General features: G+C 70.0%; 18 protein-coding genes. 10 read left to right on the forward strand and 8 right to left on the reverse strand.

What is annotated here, in order from left to right:
• Window positions 1-48: 48 nt before the first annotated feature.
• On the reverse strand, window positions 49-1,485 hold the full coding sequence (locus tag HW566_RS12255; RefSeq protein WP_178013255.1) for an MFS transporter: 1,437 nt from the start codon (window positions 1,483-1,485) through the stop codon (window positions 49-51).
• Window positions 1,486-1,561: 76 nt separating this feature from the next.
• Here HW566_RS12255 and HW566_RS12260 point away from each other — a divergent pair, with 76 nt between their 5' ends.
• Window positions 1,562-2,305, forward strand: coding sequence for a TetR/AcrR family transcriptional regulator C-terminal domain-containing protein (locus HW566_RS12260; protein WP_178013257.1), 744 nt, complete (start codon window positions 1,562-1,564; stop codon window positions 2,303-2,305).
• A 39-nt stretch (window positions 2,306-2,344) separates the two neighbouring features.
• Here the strand turns inward: HW566_RS12260 and HW566_RS12265 are convergent, their stop codons facing one another.
• Together HW566_RS12265 and HW566_RS12270 are read right to left on the reverse strand one after the other, a co-directional pair.
• Complete coding sequence (locus HW566_RS12265) at window positions 2,345-2,962, reverse strand: DUF1275 family protein (protein ID WP_178013259.1); 618 nt, start codon at window positions 2,960-2,962, stop codon at window positions 2,345-2,347.
• 57 nt (window positions 2,963-3,019) lie between these two features.
• Window positions 3,020-3,709 carry a hypothetical protein gene (locus HW566_RS12270; RefSeq protein ID WP_178013261.1) on the reverse strand — a complete coding sequence of 230 codons (690 nt, stop codon included), beginning with the start codon at window positions 3,707-3,709 and terminating at the stop codon, window positions 3,020-3,022.
• A gap of 110 nt (window positions 3,710-3,819) precedes the next feature.
• Here HW566_RS12270 and HW566_RS12275 point away from each other — a divergent pair, with 110 nt between their 5' ends.
• Both HW566_RS12275 and HW566_RS12280 read left to right on the forward strand, forming a co-directional pair.
• Window positions 3,820-4,545, forward strand: coding sequence for a GntR family transcriptional regulator (locus HW566_RS12275; RefSeq protein ID WP_178013263.1), 726 nt, complete (start codon window positions 3,820-3,822; stop codon window positions 4,543-4,545).
• A 267-nt stretch (window positions 4,546-4,812) separates the two neighbouring features.
• Window positions 4,813-6,066: an FAD-binding protein gene (locus HW566_RS12280; protein WP_178013264.1), complete on the forward strand. Its 1,254-nt coding sequence runs from the start codon at window positions 4,813-4,815 to the stop codon at window positions 6,064-6,066.
• Between the two features lie 230 nt (window positions 6,067-6,296).
• Here the strand turns inward: HW566_RS12280 and HW566_RS12285 are convergent, their stop codons facing one another.
• Complete coding sequence (locus HW566_RS12285) at window positions 6,297-7,367, reverse strand: FUSC family protein (protein WP_178013266.1); 1,071 nt, start codon at window positions 7,365-7,367, stop codon at window positions 6,297-6,299.
• An 89-nt stretch (window positions 7,368-7,456) separates the two neighbouring features.
• Here HW566_RS12285 and HW566_RS12290 point away from each other — a divergent pair, with 89 nt between their 5' ends.
• Both HW566_RS12290 and HW566_RS12295 read left to right on the forward strand, forming a co-directional pair.
• The gene (locus tag HW566_RS12290; protein WP_178013267.1) at window positions 7,457-8,848 is read left to right on the forward strand and encodes an L-serine ammonia-lyase; all 1,392 of its coding nucleotides are present in this window, start codon (window positions 7,457-7,459) and stop codon (window positions 8,846-8,848) included.
• Window positions 8,849-8,978: 130 nt separating this feature from the next.
• Window positions 8,979-9,404, forward strand: a complete 426-nt coding sequence (locus HW566_RS12295) for an Hsp20/alpha crystallin family protein (RefSeq protein WP_178013269.1) — start codon at window positions 8,979-8,981, stop codon at window positions 9,402-9,404.
• Between the two features lie 138 nt (window positions 9,405-9,542).
• On the opposite strand, the gene HW566_RS12300 is transcribed toward HW566_RS12295, so the two are convergent.
• Window positions 9,543-11,015 (reverse strand): HNH endonuclease signature motif containing protein, encoded by a 1,473-nt coding sequence (locus HW566_RS12300; RefSeq protein WP_178013271.1) that lies wholly within the window; start codon window positions 11,013-11,015, stop codon window positions 9,543-9,545.
• Between the two features lie 229 nt (window positions 11,016-11,244).
• Between HW566_RS12300 and HW566_RS12305 the strand changes: the two genes are divergently transcribed.
• The 5 genes from HW566_RS12305 to HW566_RS12325 all read left to right on the forward strand — a co-directional run bounded on the left by HW566_RS12305 (window position 11,245) and on the right by HW566_RS12325 (window position 16,667).
• Window positions 11,245-12,393 (forward strand): ROK family transcriptional regulator, encoded by a 1,149-nt coding sequence (locus tag HW566_RS12305; protein WP_178013273.1) that lies wholly within the window; start codon window positions 11,245-11,247, stop codon window positions 12,391-12,393.
• Between the two features lie 101 nt (window positions 12,394-12,494).
• Entirely contained in the window at window positions 12,495-13,754 is a 1,260-nt protein-coding gene (locus HW566_RS12310) for an extracellular solute-binding protein (protein ID WP_178013275.1), read from the forward strand.
• A gap of 65 nt (window positions 13,755-13,819) precedes the next feature.
• Entirely contained in the window at window positions 13,820-14,791 is a 972-nt protein-coding gene (locus HW566_RS12315) for a carbohydrate ABC transporter permease (protein ID WP_178013277.1), read from the forward strand.
• Window positions 14,788-15,753, forward strand: a complete 966-nt coding sequence (locus tag HW566_RS12320) for a carbohydrate ABC transporter permease (RefSeq protein WP_178013279.1) — start codon at window positions 14,788-14,790, stop codon at window positions 15,751-15,753. Before HW566_RS12315 ends, HW566_RS12320 begins: the two co-directional genes overlap by 4 nt.
• Window positions 15,750-16,667 carry an ROK family protein gene (locus HW566_RS12325; RefSeq protein ID WP_256728705.1) on the forward strand — a complete coding sequence of 306 codons (918 nt, stop codon included), beginning with the start codon at window positions 15,750-15,752 and terminating at the stop codon, window positions 16,665-16,667. Before HW566_RS12320 ends, HW566_RS12325 begins: the two co-directional genes overlap by 4 nt.
• Here HW566_RS12325 and HW566_RS12330 read toward each other — a convergent pair.
• Genes HW566_RS12330 through HW566_RS12340 form a run of 3 tightly spaced genes read right to left on the reverse strand, consistent with a single transcriptional unit; the run spans window position 16,654 to window position 18,835 of the window.
• A complete protein-coding gene (locus tag HW566_RS12330) occupies window positions 16,654-17,079 on the reverse strand; it encodes an NUDIX hydrolase (protein WP_256728706.1) in 426 nt (141 codons plus the stop codon). The two genes, HW566_RS12325 and HW566_RS12330, sit on opposite strands and share 14 nt — an antisense overlap.
• Window positions 17,076-18,440 carry an FAD-binding oxidoreductase gene (locus tag HW566_RS12335; RefSeq protein WP_178013283.1) on the reverse strand — a complete coding sequence of 455 codons (1,365 nt, stop codon included), beginning with the start codon at window positions 18,438-18,440 and terminating at the stop codon, window positions 17,076-17,078. Before HW566_RS12335 ends, HW566_RS12330 begins: the two co-directional genes overlap by 4 nt.
• A complete protein-coding gene (locus HW566_RS12340) occupies window positions 18,437-18,835 on the reverse strand; it encodes a YrdB family protein (protein WP_178013284.1) in 399 nt (132 codons plus the stop codon). Before HW566_RS12340 ends, HW566_RS12335 begins: the two co-directional genes overlap by 4 nt.
• Window positions 18,836-18,902: the final 67 nt, after the last annotated feature.

Below are 18,902 nucleotides of genomic sequence, written 5' to 3' on the forward strand. Positions count from 1 at the left end.
GTGAGCCCTGTTCTTTCGGCCAGGGCTCAGCACGGGTCCGTCGGCGCCTCACCGTTCGACGGGCTGACTGACGATGCGGTTCGCCCTGCGGGGCGCGATCGCTGACGTCGCGAACGCGGTCGCGACAAGGATCGCGGCAGCGACGAGCATGGCTGTGTCGAAGCCGGCGACGGTGGCAATTGCTGTCGCGGAGGCGCCGGCCGGTGCGCTTGCGAGAGCTGCCGCCGCCACCGCGGCAGCGATGGTGTTGAGCAGGGCGGTGCCGAGAGCGCCCCCGAGCTGGGTGACCGTGTTGACAGCTGCTGATGCCACGCCAGACTCGGCGGGGGTGACGTTCTCCGTCGCTCGGGGGATCGCCACGCTCAGAGAGCACCCCAGTCCGATGCCGACGAGCAGCTGCGACGGAAGGAACCGAACGAGGAAGGGGTCAGCGCCGGCGGGGTCGATGCCGACGAGAAGTAGCATGCCCGCGGCCATGGAGATCAGCGAACCGGAAAGGAGCACCCAGGAGCCGAAACGCGGCGACAGCGACGCGGTGAGCGTGGTCGAGCCGAGCACGATTGCGACGGCGAGAGGGAGAAAAGCTGCACCGGCGAGCAGCGGCGGATATCCGAGAACGTTCTGGAGCCAGTAGGTGAGGACGAGGTAGAACCCGAAGAGTGCCATCTGCGGCAATCCGATCGCGAGGAACGCAGCGCCGCGGGCACGGTCCAGGACGATGCGAAACGGCAGGAGAGGCGCGCTGCTCAGGTGGTGAGCGAGAATGAAGCCGCCCATGGCGAGGCCGGCGACGATGAACGATCCGATGACGACCGGGCTCGTCCACCCGAAGGTGGAACCTTCGGAGAGCGCGAACACGAGGGCCGTCATCGCGGCGACACTCGTCACCGCCCCGACCAGATCGAAACGCACCCTCCGCGTCGTGCTCGCCGGGATGTGGACGGCCGTGAGGATCAACGCGACGAGCACGATGGGCAGGTTGATCAACAGGCACCAGCGCCAGCTCACATACTCGGTGAGCAGTCCTCCGAGAAGCAGTCCGATCGCCGCGCCGGCACCGTTGAGGGCACCGAAAACACCGAACGCGGTTCTGCGCGCCGCGCCCTCGGAGTACGTCGTGCTGATGATCGACAGAGCCGCCGGCGCAAGCAGAGCCGCTGAGACGCCCTGCGCCGCGCGACCGGCGAAAAGCAGCTCAGCCGTCGGAGCGGCTCCCGCGCACAAGGAGGCGATCGCGAAGCCCACCAGGCCCACGGTGAATGCCCTGCGCAACCCGAGACGCTCTGTGAGTCGGCCGCCGATGAGGAGGAGCCCGCCGAACGCGAGCGCGTAGGCGGTGATCACCCATCCGCGGCTCCCGTCGCCGATCCCCAGTTCCTGCTGCATGACAGGCAGCGCGATGGTCACCACCGTCGAATCGAGCACGATCATCAATTGGGCGAGACCCACCGTCGCGAGGGGCCACCAGCTGAACCGAGCCACCATCTGAACATCTCCTAAACATCGATAAATTAATCTAGCGATGATCAGGATACGCGAAGCTTCGACCTAGGATGGGCACATGGAAATCGACGACGCGTCCAAGAATGCGCATCCGATCGATTCCGCGTGGGCCTCGTCCGGCGATGCGGCTGTCCCGCGTCATCGTTCGCTGACGCGGGCGCAGATCGTCGAGACCGCAGTCGACATCCTCGACAGTGAAGGTTCCGCCGAGCTACTGACCATGCGAGTGCTCGGTGCGAGGCTCGGGGTCACATCCGCCGCCCTGTACTGGCACATCAAGACCAGGAATGAGCTCCTCGATCGTGCGCTCGACGAAGTCTTCGCCGAGGTCGAGCTCCCTCCCATCGGTGATCGATGGGAGGACGACGTGCGTCGGCTGCTGCTGAGCTGGCGCCGAACGATGCTCGCCCACCCGTGGTCTCCGCCGCTCGCAGGTCGACCCCTCCTGGGCCCGCACGTCATGCTGAGGATCGAGTACCTGCAACACGGACTGGTGAGGGCAGGGTTGACCGGCTTCACGCTCGCCGCGGCGACACGCATGCTCGCCGACTACGTCGTCGGGTCGGCTCTCACAGAATCCGCCGCCCAGCAGTCGGATCAGGACGCACTTCGAGCGCATGCACGGCTGCGCATCGCCGAGCATCCCGAGACCTACCCGACGCTCGCCTCGTCGGGCCACCTCGATTCCGTTCCGCCCGACGGTGAAACGATGTTCCTCGCCGTGCTCGACGAGATGCTCAGGGTGGTCACCGCGCCGGAAGCGTTCGACCGAAACTCGAATCACACTCCTGCGAAGCAGTGAGCGATCGCTGCGTCGCCACGATTGTCGCTGCTGCCCGCCTCACGGCGCGGCATGCTTCACGTGACCGGTGAGATGACCGAAGCCGGCAGTGGCGATCGTGATCACCGCGGCAACAGCGAGCCCCAACCCGAGGCCGACCTGGAGGGCGAGGGCGCCGACGGCGGCGCCGGCGCCGATGAGGACGATGGCGGCGAGTCGGCGGAACCACGGTTGCCCGGACCGGTTCCCGATCCACGAGTCCGCGGCGAAGCCGGTGATCGTCGATGTGACGACGACCGTCGTCACGGCCAGGGCGAGCGGCTCCGACGGTGTCACGGCGGTCACGACGCCAGCGATCGCGGCCATCGTCGATCCGACGACCGCGATGAGCGCCGTCGTCCGGTGCGTCCACCCGACCTTCACCGGCTTGAGCACTCGGCCCGCTGTTGCCGCACCGAGCATGAACCCTGCGAGGGCGACGACCGGTCCGAGGACGGGAAGATCATCGGCTCCGGTGAGTGCCATACCCAGAATGACGACGTTTCCGGTCATGTTGCCGGTGAAGACGCGGTCGAGGCCGAGGTACCCGACGGCGTCGATGATCCCGGTCGAGAACGTCAACAAGAGCATGAGCCCGAGATGAACGCTGGGCTGCTGCGAGCGAAGTGTGTTGAGCATGAGACCTGTATCCCTCGAGAAGAAGTCCGACGTCGTGAGCGGGTGAGCGGTCGAAATCTACGAGTCCGTGAGCCACGGCGCGAGAAGCGATGACGTCCGCGTTTCGAGATCGGTCGACCATCCGGCACCTGCTCTGCGGACCACAGCGTTCGGGATGATCCCCTGACGCCGCCAGTGCTCTTTGCGGATGCCGACGCTCTGCGAGGTGCTCGTCTCGAAAGCGATGAGTTCGAGCGCGGGAGCGATCGCGTCCGCAGCTGAGGCGCCCCGCTCCCACGCGTCGAGTGCGGCCGCGAGAACCTGGGGAACCGAGATCCCTGCGGCGAGTCCGCAGGCGCCCGCGGCGAGGTCGTGTTCGGCTCGGGCCCCGCCGAGTCCGCCGATCGTCGGGATGCCGGCATCCGACAGTCGTCTGATCCTCTCCGTGTGCTCGGGCGCTTCCTCCTTCACGGCGTCGACGACGTCGATGCTCGTGAGCGCCGCACAGAGGACCTCGACATCCACGTGCACGCCGGTCGGCCGCGGATAGTCCTGCAGCGTGATCCGGTACCCCGACGACTCCGCGACCGCGGCGACGTGATCTTGCACCGAGCGCAGCTCCACTGCGGTGACGGGGAGCATGAGATGGCTCAGCTTGCTTCCGAACGCGCGCCGGTACTCGATCGCCTCCGCGACCGCGGTGGGTCGATCCGTGGACATGATCGTCGGCATCACCACGGCATCGACGGCGTCGAGGGCATGGTTCACGACGGCGACCTTCTCGTCGATGAGCGCGGCTGACGGGAGACATGGCGAGTCGACCTGAAGGCGAGCCGACCACCGCTTGATAGGATCCAATCTACGGGTGAAGGAGAACGATGACGGTTGTCGAACGGGGCGCACGGCCCGCTGTCGAAGCATCGCCTGTCGGCGCGACGGTCGACCGCATCGTCGACGCGTTGCAGGACCGCATCAGTGAGGGGGACCTCACGCTCGGGACGTGGATCCGGCAGGAGCGGATCGCAGCCGAGTTCGGCGTGAGTCGGATGCCGGTGCGGGAGGCGCTGCGGCGGCTCGAAGCTCTCGGAATCGTCGAGCTCGTGCCCAACCGCGGGGCGCGAGTGACGATGCCCAGCGTGACGGACATCCTCGACGCCTTCGAAGTCCGGAGCGTGCTCGAGGGCCACGCGGCCTTCCGTGCGGCACGGGACGCGACCCGGGAGATGATCGATCGGCTCCGCTCCACGGAGCCGATCTTCGAAGAAGCGGCGGCTCGTGCGGGGGAGGGTGACGTCGAGGCGTCACGACAGCTCTGGTATCGGGCGAACGCCCTGTTCCACGCGACGGTCATCGAAGCGGCGGGCAGCAGCCAGCTCGCGGAATCGGTGGACGCCCTCCACCACCGGATCCCGCGCGGGCTCACGTGGTCGGCGTTGCAAGGCGACCCTCGGCTCCTGATGCAGAACGCGGAGACCCACCGCAGGATCACGGAGGCGATCGATGCGGGCGACGGCGAGGAGGCGAGGCGGCGAGTCGCCGAGCACGGCACTCGCGCCTCCGAACTCGTCGTGCGCTACTCGGCGGAGTTCCGCGCGCTGGCGTGATCACGGGTGTCGTAACGACCTTCGGTCGAGCCGGACTGGTGCACGACGTCGATGTGTGCACGAATGTGTGCACCGGCCTCCATCGCCCGCGTGATCACGCGGATCTCGCTGGCTACCGCTTGGTCTACGGATCAGAAGGTTAGTGGTGCGAGTCCCTTCGGGCGCACACTGTGTTGAGACAGTGAACGAGAAGCCTCCGCTCTGCGGGGGCTTCTTTGTTTGTTGTCGACCTGTTCTTTCTGGCGCGCCGTCGCGTAGCGTGACGTCGTGACCGAACGCAACTGGGCCGGAACCCACACCTTCGCCGCCGCAGAGATCCTCGTTCCGACGAGCGTCGCCGAGGCGCAGGAGCTGGTGGCATCCCGCCCCCGCATCCGATCGCTCGGCACGCGGCATTCGTTCAACGACCTGGCCGACACCGACGGTGCGTTGTTGGCGCTGACCGCGATCGATCCGGCCATCGCGATCGATGAGGCGTCGCGGACGGTGACGGTGGGCGCCGGCACGCGCTATGCCGTCGTGGCCCGCCATCTCACCGACCGCGGGTGGGCGCTGCACAACATGGGGTCGCTGCCCCACATCTCGGTCGGCGGAGCGACGGCCACCTCGACGCACGGCTCGGGAGACCGCAACGGTTCGCTCGCGACCGCGGTGCGGACTCTGGAGTTCATCGGACCCGACGGGGGCCTTCGCCGTGTCGCCGCGGACGACGCGGAGTTCGCCGGCCAGGTCGTGAACCTCGGAGCGCTCGGGCCGGTCACGCGGGTGACGCTCGCGATCGAGCCGACCTACCGGGTGCGACAGGACACCTACGTCGGCCTCTCGTGGGACGACCTGTTCGAGCGGTTCGACGAGGTGACGGCATCCGGTTACAGCGTCAGCGTCTTCACGCGGTGGAACACCCCCGACGTGGGCGAGCTGTGGCTCAAGGAGCGGCTGGCCGACGACTCCGCCGCCGACATGCCCGGTCAGATCCTGAGTGCGCGGCGGGTGAGCGACAAGGCGGATTCGCCCGCCGCGGACGGCGTCGACAACACGACCGAACAGGGCGGCGTGCCGGGCGACTGGTGCGACCGTCTGCCGCACTTCCGCATCGACGCCACCCCGTCCAACGGCGATGAGATCCAGACCGAGTACTGGGTCGACCGAGCCTCAGCGGTCGCAGCCATAGCAGCGGTGCGCTCGATCGCCGACCGCGTGGAGCCCGCACTGCTCGTGACCGAGCTGCGCACGGTCGCCGCCGACGGGCTGTGGCTCTCGCCCGGCTTCGGTCGTGACAGCGTGTGCATCCATTTCACGTGGAAGAACCGCCCGGATGCCGTGGCCACCGCGATCGGACACGTGGAGCGCGCGCTCGCGCCTTACGACCCTCGGCCCCACTGGGGCAAGGTGTTCTCGATGCCGGTGGACGCGTCGTTGCCCCACCTTGACGACTTCCGCGAGCTCGTCGCTCGCGTCGATCCCGAAGGGAAGTTCTCGGGCCCGTATCTCGAACGGGTGCTCGGCATCGCCGCACGGTGATCCGCGGGCGGACGCATGGCCGCTGGTGTGCGCTCGCCGTCCGAGCCGCGCGGCAACCCCGTGGTCCCGTCTGCTCCCCAGCAGAACGAGAACGGCTCCCCCCAGCGTCATCGGAGTGACCCGGGTCGGCTGTGCGCACACCAGCGGCACGGGGGGTTGTTCGGGGCCCCGGTGTCAGCGGATTGCGCGGCGAGCTGTGAGATCGCTGAGCGGGAGGACGCACCGGCGGGTCACGTGAGGGGGCGCGATGCCGTGATGATGCGCTCGAGGTCGACCGCGGTGCGGGTCCAGGGCGAGATGCGTCCGTCGTGGCGGGCCGGAACGGCCTCGACCACCCGCGCAAGGGCCCGTTCGGCGGCGTCGACGGCGGCGGGGGCCTCCGGATCGCCGAGAGGGTGGGCGACGGCTCGAGCGGTGGCGCGGACGGCTTCGGCCAGCTGCGCGCGCAGCAGGGCTGCGTCACGACTGAGCGGCAGTGCGACGACACCCTCGGCCAGTTCGAGCGTCTGACGCACCGTCTCTTCGAGGGCGCGCATGCGCCCGTCGTTCTCGGCGTCGATACCGCGCCTGCGTCGCGCGAGCGGATGGGCCTTGCGGCTGCGCGCTGCTTCGCGCACGTCGGTCGAGACCGCATCGAGGATCTCGCTCAGATAGTGCTGCCCGGCGGGGTCGGGTGCCGACCCGGAGCCGACCGAGACCGCGATCATGTCGAGCCGGTCGGCGACTGCATCGCGGAGCTGCGAGAGTCGTGAGGACGCGCGGCGCAGGTACAGGGGCGGGACGATCAGGAGGTTGACGACCACGCCGACGATGACCCCGAACGCCATGGTGACGAGGTACGACACCGAGAACCCCCCGGCGTCGTTCGCGCCCAGCAGCAGCACGAACAGGGCGGCGATCGCGATCCAGTCCCGGCCCGTGCCGAGGGCGCGGATGCCGCCGATCGCCACCCCCGCCCCCACGACGATCGCGACGCCGAGGATGCGGGGGCTCGGTCCCGAGACGATCACCAGGCCCACCAGCCCGATCGCGATGCCGATCGCGAGGCCCGCCACGGCCTGGAGGCCCGCCTTCGCGGAGTCGGCGATGGTCGGATACATGCTCACCAGCACGCCGAGGGGCGCGTAGTAGGAGTACCCGTCGTGTGCGAAGGGGACCAGCGGGGCCAGGTACCACGCGATCGCCGCGGCCAGTGCGGCCTTGCCGGCCAGCAGCAGGCGCGACACGGCGAACGCCTCGCCCCCGGCGGTTCGGGCCGCGGCGGCGAGCGAGGCGACGCGGGGGTGGGGAGCGGTGTTCATCGTGGGCGAATGTATGCGTGCGTGCCCGCCGACCACAGGCCCTTGACGCGGCAGGCCCGGTGCGGCAGGTGCTGACGTAGCCTGAGACCGTGAGCGCATACGTTTCGGCGTTCGAGCTGTTCTCCGTCGGCGTAGGACCCTCGAGCTCCCACACGGTCGGACCGCTTCGCGCGGCCCGGGTTTTCGTCGAGCGGCTGCGGGAGGCGCGGGTGCTGCCGTCGGTGGCGCGGGTCGGCTGCGTGCTGTACGGCTCTCTCGGGGCGACCGGCATCGGTCATGGCACCCCTGACGCCGTCGTCGCGGGATGGCAGGGGTACGCACCCGAGACGGTGCCCCCCGGCAACGTGCGCGGAGCGTGGTCGGGGTGGCTCGACGGTGCGGCGCTGTTGCTGGACGGGACGCACCCCGTCGCCTTCTCTCGCGGTGACGTGGTGTTCGAACCTCGCACGCGGCTGCCGCAGCATCCGAACGCGATGAGGATGACGGCGTGGGATGCCGCGGGCGCCGTCGTCTCGGCCGAGACCTTCTACTCGGTGGGCGGCGGCTTCATCCGCCGCGACGGAGACGATGAGGGCGGCCGTGAGCCGACGCGATGGCCCTACCGCTTCACCAGCGCGGCGGAGCTCCTGGAGCTGTGCGACCGTGATGGGCTCTCGATCGCGGGCCTGGCCCGGCGCAACGAGGAGGCGTTGCGTCCCGAGGGGGAGGTCGCGGCGGGGCTCGATGCGATCTGGGCGGCGATGACCGAGTGCGTCGAGGCGGGGCTCCGAGCCGACGGGACGCTTCCCGGGATGCTTCGGGTGCGGCGTCGCGCGGGCGCCATGCGTGCGCAGCTCGAGGCCGCCGAGTCGGCGGGCGGGCGCGAGCTGCCGGGGGAGTGGCTCGGTGCCTTCGCGCTCGCCGTCAACGAGGAGAACGCCTCCGGCGGCCGGGTCGTGACGGCGCCGACGAACGGGGCGGCGGGGATCCTGCCGGCGGTCGCGATGTACTGGTGGCGGTTCGCCGCTGAGTCGCTGCTCGCGCCGGAGGATCTCGACAGGCGACGTGGCATTCGGCGGTTCCTCCTCACGGCGACCGCGCTCGGCTCGCTCTTCAAGGCCAACGCCTCGATCTCGGGCGCCGAGGGCGGTTGTCAGGCCGAGGTGGGGTCGGCTTGTGCGATGGCGGCCGGCGGCCTCACCGCGGTGATGGGCGGCGACAACGCGCAGATCGAGAACGCGGCCGAGATCGCGATGGAGCATCATCTCGGCCTGACCTGCGACCCGGTGGGCGGGTTGGTGCAGATCCCGTGCATCGAACGGAACGCGATCGCAGCGTCGACCGCGGTGACCGCGGCACGGTTGGCTCTGCGCGGTGACGGCACGCATTACGTCTCGCTGGACGCCGTCGTCGAGACGATGCGTCAGACCGGCATCGACATGTCGCACAAGTACAAGGAGACGAGCGAGGGCGGTCTCGCCGTCAACGTCGTGGAGTGCTGATCGGGCGTCCGTTCGCCCTGCGAGAACCATTGGCACTCGCAGGGGCAGAGTGCTAATCTGGACGCAGTTGAGCCGACACGACTCAACTTCGGAAGATCTCAACACAGACACTCAGAGAAGGGAAAGATCGATGGCCACCTATGACCCGTTCCGCGACCTCGACCGCATTGCCTCGAGCCTTTTCGACACGCGCCGCGGCCCGCGCCGGATGCCCATGGACCTCTACCGCGACGGCGACCACTACGTGATGACCGCCGACCTCCCGGGCATCGACCCGGGGTCGGTCGACATCGACGTGGACGGTCAGCTGCTGACGGTCCGCGCCGAGCGCACGCTCGCCAGCGGAGAGGGCGTCACCTGGATCACTCGCGAACGCGAGGCGGCCAGCTTCCTGCGGCAGCTCAACCTCGGCCAGGGCGTCGACACCGATGGCATCGCCGCCACGTACAACAACGGCGTGCTGACCGTGACCATCCCGGTCAGCGAGAAGGCGAAGCCGCGGAAGGTGCAGGTCTCGACCGACGCGCCCGCTCCGGTCGTTCCGATCGAGAACTGACCTCGGCCCGACCGCCTCGGCCCCGCGCCGATATCCGATGGCCGCAGTCCCCGCACGGGGGCTGCGGCCATCGTCGTTCTGGGTCGTCTCGCGCCGGAGGGACATGAGCGGGTGCCGCGTCAGAAGGGCGGCGGCGTGTCAGAAGGGTGGCGGCGGGTCGGGTGGCGCGCCGGTGCCCCGGACGGGCGGCCCGGGTGGGCCGGGTGGTGCGGGTGGTGGTGTGGCGAGTTCTGGTGTGAAGCAGACGGCGGGGATGGGGATGTCTTCTCGGTAGACCCTGCCGTGGGGTGAGGTCCACACGAGCACTCCGCCGCCGGCCTGTTCCACCCGCCAGCTGGTGAATTGCTTCATGGAGTGGTGTCGTTGGCAGAGGTGGGCGAGGTTGTAGATGTGGGTGTGGCCGCCGGTGGCGTGGTCGATGGTGTGGTCGATTTCGCAGCGGATCGCGGCTCTGCGGCAGCCGGGGAACCGGCAGTGCTGGTCGCGGGTCTGCAGCAGCCGCCGCATCGCGGGGAGGGGCCGGTAGGAGTCGGTTTCGACCGGTGTGCGGGTGATCGGGTCGATGAACATCCGGTCCCACGTCGCCGTCTGTGAGGCGAGTTCCCGGACCGTGTCGGCGTCGATGAGTCCGGTGCCGGTCGCTTCGGCGGGGTGTTCGTCGTTTCCGGTGAGGGTGTCTGAGGTGATCACGACCTGCACTTTCGCGCGGATCGCCCCGAGGGCACCACGCCCGTCCACGCCCACCGTCGGGTCGATGACGGGTGCACCGCCGAGGACGAGGTCCGAGAGAACATCCGCGCGAAGCTGATCCATCGTCCGGGCATCAGGGGTAGGGGCAGCGGCACCGGCATCTCGTTCGGCATCTACTCCGAAAGCGGCGCCGGCGCCGTCCACCGCGCCCGCGCCATCCACCGCGACCGCGCCAGCGCCCGCGGCATCCACCGCCACAGCATCCGCCCGGGCGTCCTTCACGGACTGCGCCATCTGCGTCAACCGGTCGTAGATCCCCGCCGCGATCACCATCGGCACCGTCGCCGAAAGGTCGGCCATCCCATCCACCCCCGGCGACAACCGCACGCACCGCCCGGCCGCGGCCTCCCGGTGACGCTCGCTGAACGACCGCGGGTGCATCCGCTCCGCCAGGTTCTGCAACGCCCCGGCCACCCGCGTCGCGATATCGCGTTGACACACGGCCACTGCGGCGGCGTCGAACTCCGGCCGCACCTCCTCCGGCACCACCCGCCCGACCTTCACGACAACGTCCACGTGTTCCCGGGTGACGAGGCGCTGCTCCCAGGCCGCGAACATCGCGGGGTAGTCGTCGACCACCGTCATCGCGTGGTCGATGTCGGCCTGCACCCGCCGGTCACCGCGCCGCGCGATTCCTGCCGCCTCAGCCGCGACCGACCGCAACTCCATATCCGACGCCATCCCGCGCACCCCACCGCGGTGCGCCTCACGCAACGCCGACCGCCCGAGGTCTGCCAAGGCCCGCACCGCGGCGATCTCACCGGCGTGCACGAGCGCGAGGGCATCCACGAAGCCGGCGATCGCGACGGCATGCGGCGAGCCGACGGCGACCTCGCCGCTGTCGCCGTCGTTCGTCTGCATGTTCCTATTCTGACGCTGGGGTACGACATAGATATAGAACAAAATAGCCACCGAGAACAACTCGACGGGACGGCTGACAGAGGAGGAAGGAATGCCCTACCTCGTCGACGCCGTTCCGGAGGCGAGCGCTGCACCGGGATGGTCGATCGTGTAACGAGTTTGTAAACATCGCTAGCAAACCTGTCGACCCGTCTTGCTGCGGGCGGGTTCGTAAGGTCTACTAACAAACATGACGAGAACCGAGGCGGACGCACCGCGACGCACCACGCGCACGCGGCGACCGGGGGCCAAGATCCTCCCCGAGCACGCCCGTGCGCACAACCGCGCGCTCGTGCTGCAGAGCCTCTTCCACGGGGGAGCGATGAGTCGTGCCGACCTCGCTCGGCAGACGGCGCTCACCCGCGTGACGATCTCCGACCTGGTGTCCGAGCTGATCGCCGACGGGTTCGTCGCCGAACGTGGCGTCCGCGAGGCTGCGGGTCCGGGCAAGCCGGCCATCCTCATCGACCTCGCCCGTGACGGCCACCGCATCGTCGGCCTCGATCTGTCGGGGAGTGCGACCTTCACCGGGGCCGTACTGACTCTCGACGGAGAGATCGTCGCCCGTCACGACGTCGCGGTGCCGGCGGACCGTCGCGACATCCTCGCGGCTGTCGTCGGACTCGCCCGGACGCTCGTCGCCGACGCGCACGCGCCGGTCCTGGGCATCGGGGTGGGCACGCCCGGCGTGGTCGACGATGCGGGTGTGGTCCTGGCGGCGCCGGGCCTCGGCTGGGACCACCTCGATCTCGGCACCGTCCTGGGGGAGGCCATCGGCGTGCCGGTTCTGGTCGCCAACGACGCCAACGCCGCCGTGCTCGCCGAGCACACGTTCGGCGGCGCGGGCGACGACATCATCCTGGTCAAGGTCGGCCGTGGTGTCGGTGCAGGGCTGCTCACCGGCGGCGAGCCGTTGCGCGGGGCCCGGTCGGCCGCGGGCGAGATCGGTCACGTGACGGTCGGAACCGACGGCGGGCCGGCCTGCGCGTGCGGGAAGATCGGATGCCTCGAGGCCTGGCTCTCGATCCCGTCGCTGTCGTCGCGTCTCGACGCAGCCGACGCCACCGAGCGCGAGGGCCTGCTGCGCGACGCCGGGGAGCGCCTCGGCATCGCCCTCGCGCCGATCGTCGGCGCACTCGATCTGTCGGAGATCATCCTCTCCGGCCCCTCGGAACTTCTCGACGGCACGCTCGCCAGCGCCGCCGCCGAGACGGTGCGCACCCGCACGCTCGCGACGTTCCACGACGAGCTGCAGGTGCGGATGACGGAGCAAGGCCAGGACATCGTCCTGCGCGGGGCTGCCGTCATGGTCCTGTCGGGACGCCTCGGCGTCTCCTGACGAAGCTCCACAGCTCCACAGCTCCACAGCTCCACAGCTCCACCGCCCCATCTCGGACGAGCCATCCGACTCGTCGACACCCAGAGAAGAAGGAACCCACCATGAAGAAGAGCCTCGGAGCACTGTCGCTCCTCGGTGTCTCCGCCATCCTGCTCGCCGGCTGCGCCAGCGACGGAGCCGGACAGGCCGAGGAGACCGGCGACCTGACCGTCTGGCTGGTCGGCACCGACACCCCGCAGGACGCCCGCGACTACCTCAAAGAGACGTTCGAAGCCGAGAACGACGGCTGGACACTCACGATCGAGGAGAAGACATGGGCCGACACCGCCGACAACTACGTCGCCGCCCTGTCGTCGAACGATGCTCCCGACCTCGTCGAGGTGGGCAACACCCAGTCACCCGGGTTCATCGCCCAGGGACTGTTCGCCGACCTCTCGGATCTCGAGGCCGACCTCGGCGGCGATGAGCTGCTGCAGAGCTTCGTCGAGCTCGGCTCCGAGGACGGCACGCTGTACGCGGCGCCCTACTACGCCGGGTCGCGCATCGTCTTCTACTCGCCGTCGTCGTACGCCGGCGCCGTGCCCGCGACGCTCGAGGAGTACGTCGCGGCGGGGATCGCGTCGACGACTCCGACGAAGTCGGGCATCTACGCGCCCGGCAAGGACTGGTACAACGCACTGCCCTACGTCTGGGCGAACGGCGGCGAGATCGCCACCCAGGACGGCGATACGTGGACGGGCGGGTTCTCGAGCGCCGGCGGCATCGCAGGGCTCGAGATGCTGCAGGACGTCTACGAGAGCGCCACGATCGCCCCGGCCGACGCGGACGAGACCGACCCGCAGGTGCCGTTCTGCGCCGGGGAGGTCGGGTTCCTCTCGGCACCGGCGTGGGTGAAGTGGTCGATCCTCGCGCCGTCCGACGCCGACACGGCTCCCGGATGCCCCGAGACCGCCGGCGCGGATCTCCGCGCGTTCGCCCTGCCCGGGATGACCGCGGGCGAGGTCGCGCCCGTGTTCGCGGGAGGCTCGAACATCGCCGTCGCCGCCAAGTCGAACGCACCCGACAAAGCAGAGGCCGCCCTGCAGATCATCCTCTCGGAGGGCTACCAGAAGATCCTGGCCGAGAACGGGCTCATCCCCGCGCTCACCTCGTTCGCGCAGTACCTGCCCCACGACGAGATCACGGCCGAGGCCGCCAAGGCGGTCGCGTCGTCCAAGGCCGTGCCCGCGAGCCCGAACTGGTCCGAGGTCGAGTCCTCCGGTGTCATCAAGGACGCGCTCGTGAAGATCGCCCAGGGCGGCGACGTCACGGCGATCGCGACCGAGCTCGACAGCCAGATCGAATCGATCCTCAACAAGTAGCGGATCGTGCGGGGCGCGGGGTCATCACCCCGCGCCCCGCACGTCGACGCAGAGAGGGCAGGACGATGACAGACGTCCTCACACGGGGCCCGCGGCAGGAGCGCCCCGTCGACCAGCACGCGCGGAGTGCTCGGGAGAGATCACGGCGGCGCCGTGACAACGGCGGGGCCCTGACGCTGCTCGGCCCCTCGCTGATCATCCTCGGGGTGATGGTGGGGTACCCCGCGGTGCTGATGCTCGTGCAGTCCTTCACCGACTACTCCATCCGCAACAAGGTGCAGGGCACCCTTCCCGACCTCGTCGGGTTCGAGAACTACATCGAGGTCTTCACGCAGTCCGACTTCCCCGCCGTGCTCGTGCGCAGTCTCGGGCTGATGCTGACGATGACCGTGCTCATCGTCGGCCTCGGTGCGCTCGTCGCCGTCCTGATGACCCGGCTGCGTCGGGGCTGGCGGATCCTCGTCTCGCTCGGGCTGCTGCTGGCCTGGGCGATGCCGCCGCTGGCGGCCACCACGGTCTGGGGATGGATCTTCGACTCGCAGTACGGCGTGGTCAACTGGGCGCTCAACACCGTCACCGGCGGTTCCGCCTGGACGAATCACTCCTGGCTGGCCAATCCCTGGTCGTTCTTCCTGGTGCTCACCATCATCGTCGTCTGGCAGGGCGTGCCGTTCGCGGCCTTCACGCTCTACGCGGCTCTCGGGCAGGTTCCCGGCGAGGTGCTCGAAGCGGCATCCCTCGACGGCGCCGTCGGCTGGCAGCGGTTCCGGCTCGTGGTGTTCCCCTACCTCCGCAACGTGGTCACCGTCGTGGTGGTGCTGCAGGTCATCTGGAACCTCCGCATCTTCACGCAGGTCTACGCCCTGCAGCAGCGGGGCGGGCTCGTCTCCGAGACGAACGTGCTCGGCACCTACATCTTCCGGCAGGGTCCCGGCGAGTTCGGCGTCACCAGCGCGATCGGCGTGCTCATGGTGATCCTTCTGCTGACGCTCTCGTGGGGCTACATCCGCACCACTCTCAAGGAGGAGGAGCTGTGAGCGCTCAGGTCACCCCCGCCACCCAGCTCGGCACGGTCGGCGTCGACGAGGTCGTCGGAGAGGTGGGGCGCGCGAAGCGCCCACGACCGGGCTCCCTCGCGGCGCGCCGACCGCCGCGTCGTCGGCTGGTCTCCCGCGCGTCGCTGAACCTCGCTGCGCTCGTGGTCTTCGTCTGCTCGGTGTTCCCGGTCTACTGGATGCTGAACATGTCGTTCACGCGAGGCGAGAGCATCATCAGCCGCACGCCCAGCTTCCTGCCCTTCGACTTCACCCTCGGCAACTACGCCACAGCCTGGACGCGGGAGGCGGCACCCGGACAGACCGACTTCCTGCACGGACTCCTCTCATCGTCCCTCGTGACGGTGGGCGTCCTGGTCGTCACGCTCGTGCTCGCCTTCCTCGCGTCGATCGCCGTGGCCCGCATCCGGTTCCGGGGTCGCCGGACGTTCATCGTCGCGGTGCTCATCGTGCAGATGATCCCCGGCGAAGCGATGATGTTCACCATCTACGGCATGATCGACGACTGGCGCCTCATGAACACCCTCATCGGCCTCGGCATCGTCTACGTCGCCGCTGTCATCCCGTTCACGATCTGGACGCTGCGCGGCTTCGTGGCGGGCGTCCCCGTCGACCTCGAGGAGGCGGCCATGATCGACGGCTGCACGCGCACCCAGGCGTTCTGGAAGGTCACCTTCCCCCTGCTCGCGCCGGGACTCGTCGCGACCGGCATCTTCGCCTTCATCCAGTCCTGGAACGAGTTCACCATGGCCCTGCTGCTCATGCGCGGCTACAACCTCACCCTGCCGCCGTGGCTGCTGTCGTTCCAGTCCGCGACCGCCGCGACCAACTGGGGCGCGGTCATGGCGGCATCCACGCTCATCTCGATCCCGGTGGTCGTCTTCTTCCTCATCGTGCAGGGGCGGATGTCGGGCGGGCTCGTCTCGGGAGCCGTGAAGGGGTGACCCGCCGTATCGGGATAGATGTCGGGGGCACCAAAATCCTCGGCATCGCCGTCGACGAGGACGGCCACCAGATCGCGCGCGTGCGTCGCGCGACCGGCTGGGGTGAGGATGCCGTCGCGGACGGCATCGCGGCCGTCATCGATGAGCTCGTCGGTCCCGGTGCCGGCGCTGCCGTGGGCATCGGAGTGCCCGGCCAGATCGCGCCGGGAAGCGGGGTGGTCGAGCACGCGCTGAACCTCGGCATCGGTCGCGCCGACCTCGCGGCCGCGATCGTCGAGCGCACCGGCATCCGCCCGGTCGTCGACAACGACGTCCGGATGGCCGCCGTCGGTGCCCGGGCGCTGCTGCCCACCGGGGACTCGCTCGCCTACCTGAACCTCGGCACCGGGATCGGGGCGGGCATCGTCGACGCGCGCGGCCCGTGGCGCGGATCGCGGGGTGCGGCCGGCGAGATCGGCCACGTTCCGATCGACCCCGCCGGCCCGCTCTGCCGGTGCGGCCAGCGGGGCTGCATCGAGGCGCTCGCGGGGGGTGGCGCGCTGGCCGAGCGGTGGGGTCGAGACGATGCCCTGCCCGTACTCGCCGTCATGGATGCCGCGGATGCCGGCGATCCCCGCGCCCTGCTTCTGCGTGACGACCTCGTGCGGGGGGTGGCCGCCGCCGTCCGGCTGCTCGTACTGGCCACCGACGTCGACCTGGTCGCGCTCGGCGGTGGCGTGGCATCTCTCGGGGTCCGACTGCTCGATCCGGTGCGAACGACCCTCGCCGCGGCGTCCGCCTCATCGCCGTTCCTCGGCTCGCTGCGTCTGGACGAGCGCGTCGTGCTCGTCCCGCCGGGGACCGCCGTCGGCGCGCTCGGCGCGGCGCTGTCGGCATCGCGGCATCCCGCGGCCCGAACGGTCAGCCCCAGGTGAGGGGGAGCAGGTGCTCGGTGCTGAGCGGGGCCAGCGGCAGCGCGGCGGCCTCGTCGGGGGTCAGCCACCGGGCCTCGGCGATCTCGGCCGCAGCGCTCACCGAGCGCGGATCGAGCGTGAGGGCGAAGGCCTCGGCGAGGACGCGGAACCCGGGCTCGTTCGCGGCATCCGACTCGAACCGGCCGAGGTAGGCCAGATCCGCGGGTGAGACGACCACCCCGAGCTCCTCGTGCAGCTCTCGGGCGAGAGCTTGCGCGGCCGACTCTCCCGGCTCCGGCTTGCCCCCGGGGGCCATGAACCGCTCGGTGCCGCGCTTGCGGACGAGGAGCGTGCGCCCCGCGCCATCGGTCACGACCGCCGCGCTGACGTGCACGACCCGGTCGGTCGGGGACTCCGGCGTCGCGGGTGTCACGGTGCGAACACCTTGCCCGGGTTGAGGATGCCCGCCGGGTCGAACACCCGCGCGATGCGACGCTGCAGCTCCCACTGATCCTCGCCCAGCTCGGCGGCGAGCCATCGCCGCTTGAGGATGCCCACGCCATGCTCGCCGGTGAGGGTTCCGCCCAGACACAGCGCCGACTGGAACAGGTCCTCCGCCGCCTCCCACACCACCTCGGGGACCTCGGGACCGGGGAAGACGAAGTTCGGATGCAGATTGCCGTCGCCGGCGTGGCAGACGGTGGGGATGGTCAGCCCGAAGCGTTCCTCGATGCGGGCGATCTCGTCGAACATCGCAGGCAGCGCGCTGCGGGGAACCGAGACGTCCTCGATGAGCGTCGTGCCCAGGCTCTCCATCGCCGGGTGCATCGAGCGGCGCACGGTCCACAGCTGCTGCGCCTCGGCGTCGTCGACGGCCAGGCGAGCGGTCCCGCCCGCCTCGGCCAGCACGTCGAGGATCGCCTCGGCCTCGGCGGTGGCTGCCGCGCCGTCGGTCTGGACCGTCAGCTGCGCGGCACCCGGCGTCGGGTCGGGCAGCCCGAGCAGGCGGTGGGATGCCGCGAGCGATGTCGCGTCCATCAGCTCCATGATCGCCGGCTGGATGCCCGCGGCGGTCACCGCCGAGGCGGCCGTCGCCGCCGCACGCACGTCCCCGAACGTGGCGGCGATCGTCCGCGCCTCGCCCGGCACCAGCCGCCGGAGCTTGAGCGTCGCCGCGACGACGACGCCGAGGATCCCCTCCGAGCCGATCACGAGAGAGGTGAGGTCGAGGCCGGTCACGCCCTTCACCGTGCGGTGTCCGAGCCGCATCAGCCGACCGTCGGCCAGAACGAGGTCGAGGCCGAGGACGGCGTCGCGGACGACCCCGTACTTGGCGCACAGCAGGCCGCCGGCGCCGGTGGCGATGTTGCCGCCGACGGTCGAGATGTCGCGGCTGGCGGGATCGGGAGCCCACCACAGGCCGTGCGGTGCGAGGGCGGCGTTCAGGTCGGCGTTGAGGATGCCGGGCTCGACGACGGCGATGAGATCGTCGGGACGCACCTCGACGATGCGATCCATCGCGCGCAGCGACAGCCCGATCTCACCGGCACCCGTGTTGGCGCCGCCGGCGAGCCCGGTGCCGGCGCCGCGCGGCACGACGGGCGTGCCCGTCTCGGAGGCGATGCGCATCGTCGCCTGCACGTCCTCGACCGACCGTGCCGTGACGACCGCGAGCGGCCGGCCGGATGCCGCGTGGCCCGACTTGTCGGCGCGCGCTGCGGCGAGCACGGTCTCCGACTCGTCGACGCGATCACCGAGCTCGGCCCGCAGGCGCGCGACGACGTCGGCCGTCATGCCAGGCGCCGCCGCCCCGAGAGCACGCCGAACGTCACGGCGACCGCGCCGAAGACGAGTCCGATCCAGGCGTGGCCCATGCTCCACCAGGCGATCGTCGCCGAGGCGTAGACGAGAAGCTCGACGAGCGCGCGGACGAAGGGATGCACGATCAGCACCGCTCGCGGCGACACGAACAGCGCCCACAGCAGGATCGCGACGATGGGAGCGCCGATGCCCGCGACGACGTTGAGCGGGAAGTCCCAGGCGGCGAAGCCCCAGATCGCGAAGGTCGCGAAAGCGAAGAGCTGACAGGCGAAGGCGAGCAGGTCGATCGCCGACAGAGCCGGCCGCGTTCCGGGCGCCTGCTGCGGCGCTTCGGGCTGGGCTGGGCGCACGTGCGGCAGATCGGACATGCCTCCGATTCTAAGCGTCCACCCGTGGCGCAGCGCCCGGGAGAGGGCCCGCTGCGCGTTCCGCCGC

It is taken from the genome of Microbacterium oleivorans (assembly GCF_013389665.1).
Classification (GTDB): Bacteria; Actinomycetota; Actinomycetes; order Actinomycetales; family Microbacteriaceae; genus Microbacterium; species Microbacterium oleivorans_C.

Excerpts from the sequence above, each read along its gene's own strand:
- HW566_RS12285 (WP_178013266.1), bottom strand. The coding sequence starts at position 7,367 with ATGAACACCGCTCCCCACCCCCGCGTCGCCTCGCTCGCCGCCGCGGCC.
- HW566_RS12295 (WP_178013269.1), top strand. The coding sequence starts at position 8,979 with ATGGCCACCTATGACCCGTTCCGCGACCTCGACCGCATTGCCTCGAGC.
- HW566_RS12275 (WP_178013263.1), top strand. The coding sequence starts at position 3,820 with ATGACGGTTGTCGAACGGGGCGCACGGCCCGCTGTCGAAGCATCGCCT.
- HW566_RS12315 (WP_178013277.1), top strand. The coding sequence starts at position 13,820 with ATGACAGACGTCCTCACACGGGGCCCGCGGCAGGAGCGCCCCGTCGAC.
- HW566_RS12305 (WP_178013273.1), top strand. The coding sequence starts at position 11,245 with ATGACGAGAACCGAGGCGGACGCACCGCGACGCACCACGCGCACGCGG.
- HW566_RS12255 (WP_178013255.1), bottom strand. The coding sequence starts at position 1,485 with ATGGTGGCTCGGTTCAGCTGGTGGCCCCTCGCGACGGTGGGTCTCGCC.
- HW566_RS12310 (WP_178013275.1), top strand. The coding sequence starts at position 12,495 with ATGAAGAAGAGCCTCGGAGCACTGTCGCTCCTCGGTGTCTCCGCCATC.
- HW566_RS12265 (WP_178013259.1), bottom strand. The coding sequence starts at position 2,962 with ATGCTCAACACACTTCGCTCGCAGCAGCCCAGCGTTCATCTCGGGCTC.
- HW566_RS12260 (WP_178013257.1), top strand. The coding sequence starts at position 1,562 with ATGGAAATCGACGACGCGTCCAAGAATGCGCATCCGATCGATTCCGCG.
- HW566_RS12335 (WP_178013283.1), bottom strand. The coding sequence starts at position 18,440 with ATGACGGCCGACGTCGTCGCGCGCCTGCGGGCCGAGCTCGGTGATCGC.
- HW566_RS12340 (WP_178013284.1), bottom strand. The coding sequence starts at position 18,835 with ATGTCCGATCTGCCGCACGTGCGCCCAGCCCAGCCCGAAGCGCCGCAG.
- HW566_RS12300 (WP_178013271.1), bottom strand. The coding sequence starts at position 11,015 with ATGCAGACGAACGACGGCGACAGCGGCGAGGTCGCCGTCGGCTCGCCG.